At 55.7% G+C, this 13,579-nt stretch carries 10 protein-coding genes; 4 read left to right on the plus strand and 6 right to left on the minus strand.

The window, feature by feature from the left end; all coding sequences use genetic code 11:
- Positions 1-396: 396 nt before the first annotated feature.
- Together pyk and gap are read right to left on the minus strand one after the other, a co-directional pair.
- Positions 397-1,845, minus strand: coding sequence for a pyruvate kinase (pyk, locus tag MDHKLMBL_RS02680; protein ID WP_008174617.1), 1,449 nt, complete (start codon positions 1,843-1,845; stop codon positions 397-399).
- A 68-nt stretch (positions 1,846-1,913) separates the two neighbouring features.
- Positions 1,914-2,918, minus strand: a complete 1,005-nt coding sequence (gene gap / locus MDHKLMBL_RS02685) for a type I glyceraldehyde-3-phosphate dehydrogenase (RefSeq protein ID WP_053112363.1) — start codon at positions 2,916-2,918, stop codon at positions 1,914-1,916.
- A 169-nt stretch (positions 2,919-3,087) separates the two neighbouring features.
- Between gap and edd the strand changes: the two genes are divergently transcribed.
- Both edd and MDHKLMBL_RS02695 read left to right on the plus strand, forming a co-directional pair.
- On the plus strand, positions 3,088-4,908 hold the full coding sequence (gene edd, locus MDHKLMBL_RS02690; protein ID WP_104270046.1) for a phosphogluconate dehydratase: 1,821 nt from the start codon (positions 3,088-3,090) through the stop codon (positions 4,906-4,908).
- Positions 4,905-5,870, plus strand: coding sequence for a glucokinase (locus MDHKLMBL_RS02695; RefSeq protein ID WP_104270047.1), 966 nt, complete (start codon positions 4,905-4,907; stop codon positions 5,868-5,870). Before edd ends, MDHKLMBL_RS02695 begins: the two co-directional genes overlap by 4 nt.
- 21 nt (positions 5,871-5,891) lie before the next feature.
- On the opposite strand, the gene MDHKLMBL_RS02700 is transcribed toward MDHKLMBL_RS02695, so the two are convergent.
- Positions 5,892-6,632 carry a nitroreductase family protein gene (locus MDHKLMBL_RS02700; protein ID WP_092029877.1) on the minus strand — a complete coding sequence of 247 codons (741 nt, stop codon included), beginning with the start codon at positions 6,630-6,632 and terminating at the stop codon, positions 5,892-5,894.
- A 92-nt stretch (positions 6,633-6,724) separates the two neighbouring features.
- On the opposite strand from MDHKLMBL_RS02700, the gene MDHKLMBL_RS02705 reads away from it, so the two are divergent.
- Complete coding sequence (locus tag MDHKLMBL_RS02705; protein ID WP_104270048.1) at positions 6,725-7,333, plus strand: uracil-DNA glycosylase family protein; 609 nt, start codon at positions 6,725-6,727, stop codon at positions 7,331-7,333.
- A gap of 10 nt (positions 7,334-7,343) precedes the next feature.
- Here the strand turns inward: MDHKLMBL_RS02705 and glpD are convergent, their stop codons facing one another.
- Both glpD and MDHKLMBL_RS02715 read right to left on the minus strand, forming a co-directional pair.
- Positions 7,344-8,873 carry a glycerol-3-phosphate dehydrogenase gene (glpD, locus tag MDHKLMBL_RS02710; RefSeq protein WP_008174629.1) on the minus strand — a complete coding sequence of 510 codons (1,530 nt, stop codon included), beginning with the start codon at positions 8,871-8,873 and terminating at the stop codon, positions 7,344-7,346.
- Positions 8,874-9,054: 181 nt separating this feature from the next.
- Positions 9,055-9,813, minus strand: coding sequence for a DeoR/GlpR family transcriptional regulator (locus MDHKLMBL_RS02715; protein ID WP_008174631.1), 759 nt, complete (start codon positions 9,811-9,813; stop codon positions 9,055-9,057).
- Positions 9,814-10,017: 204 nt separating this feature from the next.
- Here MDHKLMBL_RS02715 and glpK point away from each other — a divergent pair, with 204 nt between their 5' ends.
- The gene (gene glpK / locus MDHKLMBL_RS02720; protein WP_008174634.1) at positions 10,018-11,490 is read left to right on the plus strand and encodes a glycerol kinase GlpK; all 1,473 of its coding nucleotides are present in this window, start codon (positions 10,018-10,020) and stop codon (positions 11,488-11,490) included.
- A 25-nt stretch (positions 11,491-11,515) separates the two neighbouring features.
- Here glpK and MDHKLMBL_RS02725 read toward each other — a convergent pair whose 3' ends face one another.
- A complete protein-coding gene (locus MDHKLMBL_RS02725; protein WP_104270049.1) occupies positions 11,516-13,396 on the minus strand; it encodes a sigma-54-dependent Fis family transcriptional regulator in 1,881 nt (626 codons plus the stop codon).
- Between the last annotated feature and the right edge of the window lie 183 nt (positions 13,397-13,579).

Consider the following 13,579-nt stretch of genomic DNA (forward strand, 5'->3'; position numbering starts at 1 on the left):
AAGGTTTCGGCGTTTGCGCGCTTCTGGGCGGGACTGACGGGAAACGCTACGAGCACATCCATGTGCGCTTGGCGCTGGCCATCCATGGCCAGCGACATTCCCGTCAGCCCCGCCCAGAAGCGCTTAGCAAAACTTCCGATAACGCGAGTATTCGTCGCAACCTTGTAGGTCTCAATACTCGAGAAACTGTCACGCCGAGAAAACTGCAACATTCTGAACGAGGGAGTGGGGTTCCCCTTTCCAAAAATGTCTGTGGCCAAGGATGGCCACAGCCAAGCGCACATGGATGTGCTCGTAGCGTTTTTTGGAAAGGGGAGCCCCACTGCCGATTCGCACATTGCCGCAGGCTACAAGGCCACGCACCAATCGACTAAGGGCTGGAAAGAAGGCTTACAGTCAGCGAATATCAGAACCAACCCGAACAATCTTCATGGTATTGGTACCACCCTGGGCATTCACATAATCACCCTTGGTAATCACCACCAGATCACCGTCCTTGACTGCTCCGCGATTCACCAGCTCCGACACCGCCAGCGCATTGGTCCGCTCGTTCGGAATCTTGGCTGAATCGAAAGGCACCGTCTGAACGCCACGGAACATAACGACCCGATGCTGGGTGGAGTGATGGCGCGAAAACGCAAAGATTGGCAGGCTCGATTTGATGCGAGACATCAACCTTGGCGTGGCACCCGTCTCGGTCATGCAGATAATGGCCGAGACACCCTCAAGGTGGTTCGCTGCGTACATGGCGGAAAGAGCGATAGCTTCATCAACTTCCTCCATGCTCTCGTGAATCCGGTGTTTGGACTGATGCATCGACGGATGCTTCTCTGCGCCCAGGCAAATGCGCACCATGGCTTCGACTGCTTCCTTGGGATAATCACCCACGGCCGTTTCCGCAGACAGCATCACTGCATCGGTATAGTCCATCACCGCGTTGGCAACGTCTGAGACTTCGGCTCGCGTTGGCATGGGGCTGGTGATCATCGACTCCATCATCTGCGTGGCCGTGATCACCGCGCGGTTGAGAACGCGGGCGCGGGAGATGATGTGCTTCTGTACGCCCACCAACTGGGCGTCGCCGATTTCAACGGCCAGATCGCCACGGGCAACCATGACCGCATCGGATGCTTCGATTACCGCGTCCAGGGCTTCCACATCGTCGGCAAGCTCTGCCCGTTCGATTTTGGCGACTAGGCCGGCGTCAGAGCCTGCTTCCTTAAGCAGGCGCCGGGCGATGTGCATATCCTCGGCGGTGCGAACAAACGAAACCGCCACGTAATCCGCGCCCAGTTTGGCGGCTGTGACGATGTCCTGCTTGTCCTTTTCCGTCAGTGCCTCAGCGGACAGGCCGCCGCCGCGCTTGTTCAGGCCCTTGTTATTCGAGAGCGGGCCTCCGATAAGCACGGTGGAAGTGATGCTGTGGTCGCTGACCGACTGCACTTCCATCTCAATGCGGCCATCGTCCAGAACCAGAATGTCTCCCGGTTCCACATCTTCGATCAGTTGCTCGTAGTCGATGCCGACCTTTTCCTCGGTACCCGCCTCCTTGTCCATGGCAGCGTCCAGGATAAACGTCTGGCCTGCCTTGAGGGTGACCTTGTTCTCCGAGAACCGTGCGATGCGCAACTTGGGGCCCTGCAAATCGGCCAGCAAAGCGACAAACCGGCCTTGGGCCGCTGCTGCTTCGCGAACCCGGCGAGCGCGGCCGATGTGCTCTTCGGCGCTGCCGTGGGAAAAGTTGAGTCGGGTGACATCCACACCGGCGGCGATAATGGCCGCGAGGGATTCCGGTGAATCGGTGGCCGGGCCGAGAGTGGCGACAATCTTGGTACGCCTGAGCATGGTTGGTGTCCTTTGGTTCTTCAAAATGGTCTCGAAAAGAGTAGCGGAATCAGCTGAAACGGCCAGATTTACTGGCCGGCCTCGAAGAGGGCGAGGGCATTATCCAGCATACGATTCGAGAAGCCCCATTCATTATCGTACCATGCCATGACTTTTACGTGACGACCCAGAACGCGGGTGTGGTTGGCATCATAGATGCTGGAAAGTGCGTTGTGATTGAAGTCGATGCTAACCAGTTTCTCGATATTATAACCAAGAACCGGATTTTTCTCGGCCGCTGTTTTTATCGCCTCGTTTACTTCGTCAACGGTCGTTTCGCGGCTGGCGATAAAGCCAAAGTCCACCAATGATACGTTGATGGTGGGGACGCGAACTGCGAGGCCATCAAGCTTTCCCTCAAGTTCCGGAATAACCTTGCCAATGGCGGCAGCCGCGCCGGTCTTCGTTGGAATCATCGATTGAGTGGCAGAGCGAGCGCGGTAAAGATCAGAGTGGTACACGTCGCTCAGTTTCTGGTCGTTGGTGTAGGAGTGGATGGTGGTCATCAGGCCACTCTCGATGCCGATGGCCTTGTGCAAAGCTTCAACAACCGGTGCCAGGCAGTTGGTAGTGCAAGACGCGTTGGAGATAATGTCGTGATTGGTGGTCAGGGTTTCGTGATTCACGCCGTAGACAATCATGGCATCCGCATCGGGGCTGGGTGCAGAGATGATGACCTTGCGCGCGCCGGCTTTCAGGTGAGCTGCCGCCTTGTCCCGTTTGGTGAAAAGCCCGGTGCACTCGAAAACAACATCGACACGGTGATCTTTCCAGGGCAGTTCTTCGGGGTTGCGCAGTGCTGTGATGGCAATGCGGTCGCCGTTCACTGTCAGCGATTCTGAGTCGTGGCTGACATCGGCCTCAAATCGACCATGAACACTGTCATACTTGAGCAGATGGGCGTTGGTTTCGGCGTCGCCAAGGTCGTTAATGGCAACAACCTGTAGCTGGCTCCGGTAGTTATTTTCATACAATGCTCTGAGAACATTGCGACCGATGCGGCCAAAACCGTTAATTGCGATACGGATTGTCATTGTCTGACTCCTTGGGTGGTCGTTTTTTGTTCGTTTTACCTCAGTAATGTAGTAAATATAACAACAAAAAAAGAAGAAATGAACGATAAAACGGTGGAAATGCCAAAAAAAGGAAGTAAAATTACGTCTAAAAACGACCACTCTAATAAATTACGCAATGGAGCCCACCATGCACCCGACCGTAGATAAGGTTACCCAGAGAATCATCGAGCGCAGTCGCCCAACGCGGAAGGATTACCTGAACCGCATGAATGCCCTCAAAGCCCAGTCTCCACACCGGAGCTCTCTGTCCTGCGGCAATCTGGCCCACGGTTTCGCGGCCTGTAATCAGGGCGACAAAGACACCCTGAAATTCATGAACAAGGCCAACGTGGCCATGGTAACGGCCTATAACGATATGCTTTCGGCCCACCAACCCTACGAAAAGTTCCCGGATATTATTCGGGAGGCGGCCCGTGGAATGGGGTCGGTGGCTCAGGTGGCCGGGGGCACGCCGGCCATGTGTGACGGCGTAACCCAGGGCCAGCCGGGTATGGAGCTGAGCCTGTTCTCCCGGGACACCATTGCCATGAGTACGGCCGTGGCCCTCAGTCACAACATGTTCGATGCCACGCTGCTTTTGGGGATCTGCGACAAGATTGTGCCTGGCCTTCTGATCGGCTCGCTGAGCTTCGGCTATCTCCCTACCATTCTGGTCCCCGCAGGGCCGATGCCTTCAGGGCTCCCGAACAAGGAAAAGCAGCGGATCCGCCAGCTTTACGCCGAGGGCAAGGTTGGCAAGGAAGAATTGCTGGAGGCCGAGAGCAAGTCCTATCACAGCCCCGGCACCTGTACGTTTTACGGCACCGCCAACAGCAACCAGCTGTTGGTGGAAGTCATGGGCCTGCATATGCCGGGGTCGGCGTTTGTGAACCCCAATACGCCGCTCCGTGATGAGCTTACCCGGGCGGCGACCGAGCAGGTGATCAGGCTGTCCAAGCCTCACGGTGGCGAGCTGGGTCTGGGCGATATGGTGGATGAAAAGAGCATCGTCAATGCTCTGGTGGCGCTGCTGGTTACTGGCGGTTCCACCAATCACACCATTCACTGGATAGCGATTGCCCGGGCGGCGGGGATCATCATCGACTGGAACGACTACGCCGAGCTTTCCTCCGTGGTTCCGTCCATGACCCGGATCTACCCTAACGGGCAGGAAGACGTGAATGCTTTCCACGAGGCTGGCGGAACGCCGTTCCTGATCAGGGAGCTGCTGAGCGGCGGATACCTGCATAACGATGTGAACACAGTGGTTGGCTATGGCCTTGAGCGCTATACCGAGATGCCGGAGTTGTCGGATGAGCAACTGGTGTGGAAGCCCGCGCCGGAAAAAAGCCTTCGCCCGGATGTGCTCAGCCCGGTTGCCGAGCCGTTTGCACCCGATGGTGGGCTGAGGGTGCTTGATGGCAACCTCGGTCGGGGCGTTATCAAGGTCTCTGCCGTTGCCCCGGAGCACCGTAAAGTTGAAGCGCCGGCCGTTGTGTTCAACGACCAGAACGAACTCAAGGCAGCCTTTGAGGCAGGGGATCTGGACAGGGATTGTATTGTGATCGTGCGTTTCCAGGGTCCCAAGAGCAATGGTATGCCAGAGCTGCACAAGCTTACCCCCTACCTTGGCGTGTTGCAGGATCGCGGATTCAAGGTTGGTCTGGTGACGGATGGCCGTATGTCCGGTGCGTCGGGCAAGGTACCTGCGGCGATCCATGTCTACCCGGAGGCGCTGGACGGTGGCCCGCTGGCCAAGGTCAAGAATGGCGACATGGTTTGTCTGGATGCCGAGAGTGGTGTTCTTGCCATCCGCGTGGATGATCAGGAGTTCGCCGGCCGGGAATCTGAAAAAGCGGACCTGACCGGGTATCATCGCGGCTACGGTCGGGAGTTATTTGGCTGGATGCGACGCGCTGCCAGCAATCCCGAGGAAGGGGCCAGCTTTTTCTGGAATCACGAGGCATGACAGCAACACGCTATTCACTGGTCGGTGATATTGGTGGCACCAATGCGCGTTTTGCCCTGGTAGAGCAGGGAACCGTGCAGCCTCGCGCCATCAAGATTTTGCCCTGCGGAGAATATGCGAACCTCGATGACGCAGTGCGGGATTACCTGGCTAGGGTTGGGGTTTCGGAGGTCGACGGGGCCTGTCTGGCTGTTGCCTCACCGGTTCGCGGGACCCAGGTTCGGATGACCAACAACCACTGGCTTTTTGATACCGAAGAAGTCCGAGCACAGTTTGGCTGGTCCAGGTTCAAGGTGATCAACGATTTTACCGCCATGGCCCTCGGCGTTCCTCACGTTGCGAACGACCATCTGGTGCATGTTTGCGGCGGCCCCGGTGACAGCCGGCGCCCCAGGCTGGTGATGGGTCCGGGAACCGGGCTCGGCGTTTCAGGGCTGGTGCCCATCGAGCATGGCTGGGTGCCGTTGATGACCGAGGGTGGCCACGTGGATTTCGCGCCCACGGACGATGCCGAAATGGCTGTGCTGCGGATTCTGAAGGCCCGGTTTGGCCGGGTTTCCGTGGAACGGATCCTGTGCGGTCAGGGCCTGTTGAACCTGTATCAGGCCCATGCAGAGATTCAGGGCGTTGCGGCGCCACTGGATGCGCCGGAGAAAATCACCGCGGCTGCGGTAGAAAACACCGACAGGCTGGCCCGCCACACGCTCAGCCATTTCTGTGAAATTCTCGGTCGGGTAGCCGGCAATGGCGTTCTGACCTTGGGTAGCACGGGTGGTGTCTTCCTGTGTGGCGGAATCCTGCCCCGTTTCCTCGAGTTCTTTCTCGAAAGCCCGTTCCGCAACGGCTTTGAGGATAAAGGAAGAATGCGCCCGCTACTGGAGTTTACACCGGTCTATGTGGTCACCGAGCCCTACACCGGCCTGCTGGGGGCTGCCGAGGCACTGGGCAATCCGGAAGTATGAGGCCGGATTGCCGTTACTGGATCAGAGGTAGTGCACCATCTGGCGCTGATCAAAACGGTACTGGCGGTTATAGACGCCGTTTTCAGCCCGTCGGCCGGCTGCCAGTACCATGGTTACCAATCCTTTTCCGGGCAGATTAATAAGCTTCTTCACGCGATGCTCGTCAAAACCCTCCATGGGGCAGGAATCATACCCGTGGGCGCGGAGCGCAAGCATGAGGTTCTGGGCAGCCAGGGCTGTGGATTTGGTAGCCCAGATTTTCATCTCGCAATTGGAGTAGGGCCCCCGGGGCACCGGCCTGGTAATTCCCACCGCAAGGCCTGCCGCTTTTTTGGCTAAACCCAGAATACCAAGCGGCCCCTGGTTGTAATGAATCGGGGCAACTTTGCGATAGTATTTTTCAACGATGGGCGGCAGTTTTTCTTCTGGCCAATCCTCAAGAGCTTGCCGTGCATGAGCCCGCCAGCTATCCGGTCGGGCAACCACTACGATCAGCGCAGCGGCGGTTTTCGCTGCATTCTGGCCAAGACAGGCGTGGGCGAGTTTTGCCTTGAGCTCCGGCGTGCGGACAACGAAAAATTCCCAGGGCTGGAGGTTACTGGAATTCGGAGCCAGGGTTGCCAGTTCCAGGCAATCTTCAAGCACGGCCTCAGGAATCGGCTCATCGGTAAAGCGCCTGATGGAGCGGCGCGTGCGAACAACTTTCCGGAACTCTTCGATATCGATTTCCGGCAGCGGGAGAGAGCCTGCTTTCGCATTCATGATGTGTCCTTCGAGACTTGTTGTGTCGTGATTGTGCCTCTATCGTTACGGGAAATGACGGTATATGCAATCACCCTGATAACGGAACGCTCATGACAGAGGATCTTTCCCGGCTTCCCTTCGATGACCTGGTTCGACGCGTGCGGGCGTGTACGATTTGCGCCGACGTTCTTCCACGCGGGCCGAGGCCTGTCATACAGATATCTGAAAGCGCCAGAATTCTCGTAGTCGGGCAGGCCCCGGGCAGGCGCGTGCATGAGACCGGGCTGCCCTTCAACGATCCCAGCGGCGATAGGCTTCGGCAATGGATGGGGGTTACCCGGGATACCTTCTATGACGAGCAGAAGCTCGCGATCCTGCCGATGGGGTTTTGCTATCCGGGTACCGGAAAATCCGGGGATCTTCCGCCGCGGCCGGAGTGCGCGCCAGCCTGGCGCAATTTACTGTTGGATCATCTGCCAGACATAGGTCTGACTCTTGTTATCGGGCAGTATGCGCACACCTGGCATCTGCCGGACTGTCGTCAGTCCGTAACGGCCAATGTTGAGCATTGGCAGAAGTATTGGCCAGAGATAGTCCCAATGCCTCACCCCAGCCCAAGAAATAACCTCTGGCTGCGTCGGAATCCATGGTTCGAAGACGAGGTTGTGCCCCAGCTGCAACAAAGAGTTGCCCTGCTTCTTGGGCCGGAGCAACAGTGACCGGAGGGGTTCAGGCGCTGTGATGGAGCGAAGTCTTGCGAGTGTCGGCACAAGCGCTTTTCATCAGGTAGCGGTCCAGTGCTTCCACATCCGCGTCGCTCGAATAAAGTCCCTGTTTAGTACGACGCCAGAGAATATCCTCCGAGGTCATCGCCCATTCGTTCTTTATCAGGTGCTCGACTTCCCGTTGATAGAGGGTTCCTGCGAAGTGTTCGCCCAGATCGTCCATTGAGTGGCAATTATGGAGAATGTCGTAACTGGTTGTGCCGTAGGTACGCACATAGCGACTGATCACCTTCTCGGAGAGCCAGGGAAAATCACGTCTGAGGGTTTCTTCCAGTGCTTCATGATTGGCAAAGTCTCCGCCCGGCAAAACACCAGTCTTGGTCCAGCGACCGCCGGCTTCCGGGAAGAACTGGCACAGCTTGTCCGTGGCGGCTTCGGCCAGTTTGCGATAGGTGGTGATCTTGCCTCCGAATACCGAAATCAGCGGCGCCTTACCTTTTTCACTATTGACCTCAAAGGAGTAGTCCCGTGACGCTTTCTGGGCATTCTCCTGTTCATCGTCCATCAGGGGCCGCACGCCAGAGTAGGACCAAATCACATCCGAAGGCTCCAGTTGCCGCTTGAAATGGGAGTTTACGATGTTCAGAAGATAGTCGGTTTCTTCAGGTGAGATCTTTGCTTTTTTCGGGTCGCCTTCATAATCGACGTCGGTGGTGCCCACCAGTGAGAATTCGTCCTCGTAGGGAATGACGAAAACGATCCGCTCGTCCTCGTTCTGAAGGATATAGGCCTCGGTGCCCTTGTTCATGCGCGGTACCACAATATGACTGCCTTTCACCATGCGAATCATCTTGGGCGCCGGCATTGAAAGAGTCTCACCGAACAGTTTGCTTACCCAGGGGCCAGAGGCATTCACAATAGCCTTCGCCGATACCGTTTTTTCGGTTTCGTTGGTCATATCACGAAGTGTGACCTCCCATTCCTTTGAGCCCTGTTCTGCCTTGACGCATTTGGTGCGGGTCAGTATCTGTGCGCCAAACTGCTGTGCTTTCTTTGCGGTCAGCACCACGAGACGGGCATCGTCTACCCAGCCGTCCGAGTATTCAAAGCCTTTGGTGATATCGGGCTTCAGAGGGTCCTTCTCATCAAATTTGATCGAGCGGGAGCCCGGAAGGATTTCCCGTTTTGCCAGATGGTCATAGAGAAACAGGCCGGTGCGAATCATCCAGGCTGGCCGCAGGTGAGGGCGGTGAGGCAGCCGGAAACGCATGGGCCACATGATGTGTGGTGAGTTGCGAAGCAGAGACTCGCGCTCGGCTAGGGCTTCCCGGACCAGGCGAAATTCATAATGTTCCAGGTACCGCAGCCCACCATGTATCAGCTTGCTGCTGCTTGATGAGGTGGCTGAGGCCAGGTCATTCATTTCGCAAAGCAGAACTTTCAGTCCCCGTCCCGCCGCATCCATGGCAATGCCCGTGCCGTTGACTCCGCCACCAACGACGATAACGTCAAACTGCTCATGCTCCATAGCCATTGTTGGTCATCTCCTGACGACTCTGAAAAGGCGCTTTGTTGCGATGCGCACTTTTCAGTGTTCAATATGCGGTATATCGCTATTATGCGAAAGGCATATATATTCGTAAAGGAAAAAATAGAAAAAAAACGAAAAACGTAGCGCGATCACCTTTTCGCAGAGGGGAACAAGCGAAAAACTATTAAACGATATGGAGCTGAGCGTTGTGTTCGTTCAGCAACTGACGGATTTCTACGGGAGGTTGCTGATCCGTAAACACATGATCGGCCTGGGAAATGTTACCGAGACGGACCATGGCATTTCGTCCGAACTTGGAGTGGTCGGCAGCAAGAAGGACCTGGTTGGAGTTGGCGATGATTGCCTGAGCGACTCGGACTTCGCGGTAATCGAAGTCGAGGAGGGAACCATCATTGTGAATACCGCTGATTCCAATGATGCCGAAGTCCATCTTGAACTGATTGATGAAGTCCATGGTAGCTTCACCGACAATTCCGCCATCACGGTTGCGCACCTCTCCGCCAGCGATGATTACATGGAAATCTTCTTTGGCCGAAAGAATGGACGCAACGTGCAGGTTGTTGGTAACTATCTGTAGGTTGTTCTTCTCAAGCAGAGCCTTAGCGATGGTCTCGGTGGTGGTGCCGATATTGATGAACATGGAGGAGTTGTCAGGGATGAGCTCCACCAACGCTTGTGCAATTCGTTCCTTGGCTTCCAGATCCATTATCTTTCGAGCCTGGTAGGCGGTGTTGACTGTGCTGGAGTCAATGCCTGCTCCGCCATGGTGTCTGCGGAGCTTTTTCTCCTTGGCGAGTTCATTCAGGTCCCGGCGGATCGTCTGGGGCGTTACCTTGAATTGGTCCACCAGCTGTTCGGTCGTGACAAAACCGTTCTGCTGGATCAGCTCCATAATAAGATCCTGTCGGCGACGCTGTGCCATGAAAGCCTCCTCCGCTTTATCATTTTTCTCATGCGAAATACTGTGCGTCCGAAAACAGTTTTAAAGCTTAGTAGTTTTCAGCGGGTTATGCAGCTTCTTTAAAAGGTTCGGCGAGTTGGACGCGCGCTTTAAGTGAAAACTACTTGGAATTTATGTTCAAAAAAGCAAAAATGCGAAAAAATAAGAAACCCAGGTCGAAATACCATGAGTCAGTACATACTTTCCATCGATCAAGGTACAACCAGTTCCCGTGCCATACTCTTTGACCTACTGGGCAACATACACGCTATCCGCCAACAAGAGTTTCCCCAACATTTCCCGGCAAGCGGCTGGGTTGAGCACAATCCGGAGGATCTCTGGTCATCGGTTCAGCAGACCTGTGACGCGGTAATGGCCGAAGAGTGTGGTGATTGCGGTAAAGTGGTTGCCGTAGGCATCACCAACCAACGCGAGACCACGGTAGTCTGGGATCGGAATACCGGAGAGCCCGTATACAACGCTATCGTCTGGCAGGACCGGCGAACCGCCTCCTACTGCGAGTCCCTGAAACGTGAAGGGCTCGAACCCTGGGTCAACAGCAAGACCGGTTTGCTGATTGATCCTTATTTCTCGGCCACCAAGATCCGTTGGATTCTGGAAAATGTCGACGGAGTGCGGGAACGAGCGGAGCGCGGTGAGCTCGCATTCGGTACCGTCGATAGCTTTTTGTTGTGGCGACTAACCGGTGGCCGAGAGCATCGCACTGATGCGACCAATGCCAGCCGTACGATGCTGTTCAACATTCACAACCAGAAATGGGATCCGGAGCTCCTGGAGCTTTTCGGCATTCCCGAATCGCTGTTGCCGGAGGTGATGGACTCTGCCGATCAGTTCGGAGAGATCACAGAGGGTGGAGCCCTTAACGGAACCTCGGTGCTCGGTATTGCTGGAGATCAACAGGCCGCTCTATTTGGTCAGACCTGCTTCGGCATTGGCATGGCGAAGAGCACCTACGGAACCGGTTGTTTCCTGATGCTCAACACTGGGGACAAAGCTTTGCAGTCGAAACACCGCTTGCTCACAACGGTGGCCTATCGGCTGAACGGTAAGCCTACCTACGCCCTGGAAGGCAGTATTTTTATCGCGGGCGCAACCATTCAATGGCTGCGAGACGGACTTCAGCTAATCCGGAATGCTTGTGAAACAGAGCCGCTCGCAGAGGGTACGCCCATGGACCACGGAGTATATCTGGTGCCAGCATTTACCGGACTCGGCGCGCCCTATTGGGATCCCAATGCAAGAGGCGCCATTTTCGGTCTTACCCGCGATACCGGTATAAAAGAGATTGTCACGGCGGGCCTGCAGTCTGTTTGCTATCAGACCAAGGATCTGCAGAAAGCCATGGAAAAAGACGGCATTCGCCCGGTCAACCTCAGAGTTGACGGTGGCATGGTGGCCAACAACTGGGTGCTCCAGTTTCTGGCTGACATTCTCGGTGCGAGGGTGGATCGCCCGTCGTTGGTTGAAACTACTGCGCTGGGCGCTGCCTACCTAGCCGGCCTGAAAGCCGGAGTCTATGGCTCTCTTGAGGAACTCTCGGATCTGTGGTGCTGTGACCGGAATTTTGAACCAGTCATGACGAAGCAGAACCGGGACAAGCTTTACGATGGCTGGATCCAGGCAGTTCAGAAGCTTTGACGATACGATGTTGCGGAAACGCGGTTTAGCGAACCCCTAATTCCCGAAGACGCTTGTATAGTGTGTTTCGGCTGATGGCCAGCTCTCTCGCTGCCTGTGACACGTTGCCAGTGCACTTGCGGTACACCTTGAGAGTTGTGGCGAGTGGATCCTCCTGTTCAACCTCAACGCCCGGGGCTCGTGGTTCCGCTATCCGTGGATCGGATTCCTCGCCTGCGGCGGTCTCGAATTCTGCAAGAAAGTCTTCCGGTAAATGCCATACCTGCACATCTTCCCCGTCAGCAATGGCGATCGCCACCCGCAACACGTTCACCAATTGGCGGATATTACCCGGCCAAGGGTGGTTCTCAAAGGCCGAAAGCACTTTAGGAGACAGCTGTTCCGATTGACCAGGGTCACGGTGTCGGGAATAGAGGTTCTGTATCAGCAGCGACCTGTCGGATCGGTTTCGGAGCGCAGGGAGTTCCACGCATAGCCCGTTGATCCGGTAGTAAAGGTCCGCCCGGAAATGGCCGCTTTCGATACGTGTGCCCAGTGGTTGGTTGGTTGCGGTAACCAGCAGAATATCAACGGGAACGCTGTCGGTAGAACCCACTGGCGTAACCAGCCGTTCCTGGAGTACCCGTAGCAGCCTGGATTGGGCCGACAGGGGCATTTCGCCAATCTCATCAAGAAACAGGATGCCTTTGTGGGCCTTTCGAATAAAGCCCAGCGAACCCTGCGCCCGGGCGCCGGTGAAGGCGCCGGCTTCGTAACCGAACAGCTCCGACTCAACCAGTTCCGGCGGAATGGCCGCGCAGTTAACCGCGACCAGTGGTTGATCCTTTCGGTGGGATGCCCGGTGAAGGGCCTTGACCAGCACTTCCTTGCCGACCCCTGTCTCGCCGGTGATAAGAACCGGGACACCCCGCTGAAGTACTTTGAGACTTTGTGTAGCGCAACGCTTTACTGCCGAATCACCGAACTCCAGGTTGTCGATACCCAGCAGCTCATCTGAATAGCAGCCCTCGTTCGACTGAGATAACCGATCGATCCGATTCGGGTTTTCGTTAACCCTTGTAGGGCGTTTGATCCTGGCGCTCAGTCGCACCTTGCTGCGAGTGGTCAGTTGCAAGGTTTCAGTTTCTGGATGCTCAAGAATTTGATGCCGGCGGCTCGTAAATAACTCATCCAGGCGGGCCTCGACGGTATTCATTCCCAGTAACTGGTCCGCTCGCTGGTTGCTTGCAATGATCTTTCCGAAATCATCGCAAACCAGGATGCCCGACCAGGGGCTGTCAAAGTTATCCGCCGTGGTGTTCAGGGTAATCTGAAAATGATCGGGGCCAAACTGACGTTTGATGAGACGATTTTCGACAGATTGTGAAAGTAGCCGAACCATGCCGAGGGTGTGGGCCTGTGGCAGGTAAGCGTCGCTGAATACGCTGAGAACCCCTGCAATCTGCCTGTGAGCACCGAAAATGGGTGCCGCAGAACCAATGATGCTCCGGTTCGTTTTCAGAAAATGTTCGTTTCGCTGAATCTGGACGGGCGCACTAACAGCAATAGAGGTGCCAATGGCGTTCGTACCGCAATTCTGTTCTTGCCAGTTCGCACCCGCCTGGAACCAGGGTTTCAGGCGGGTCTCGGTGATACGTTCATCACCCCAGCTGTTCAGTACCGTGGCATGCTGATCGGCAAGCAGAATGAGGCATCGGCTGCTGGAAAGTACGTTCCGGTAGTAGGGGAGAACCTCAGCCTCGGTCACCGAGAGCAATTCGCTGTACTGGCGGTTTATTTCCTCCAGTCGGGCAGATTCCGGCATAAGCGGTGTTGGCTCATGGTCGTGTTCAAGGCCCCAGGCAATACAACGGTTCCAAGAATCGGCAATAACGCTCCGGTAATCCGCATATTCGTTTTTTCTCATCAGTCGTCACTCAAGCATTCGTTCGTTGTTTTGGTCGACATTCGAGCAGCTTACGCGGGCAATTATGCTAAAGCTGATGCTCAATAATCTGTGCAAATGCTGTTCAGGTCAATGTTCAGTTTGAACACAATATTGCTAAACGAACATTTTGGTTTTCGAATGAGAAATTTGCATGTAGAGAAA

It is taken from the genome of Marinobacter flavimaris, from assembly GCF_002933295.1.
Lineage (GTDB): Bacteria > Pseudomonadota > Gammaproteobacteria > Pseudomonadales > Oleiphilaceae > Marinobacter > Marinobacter flavimaris.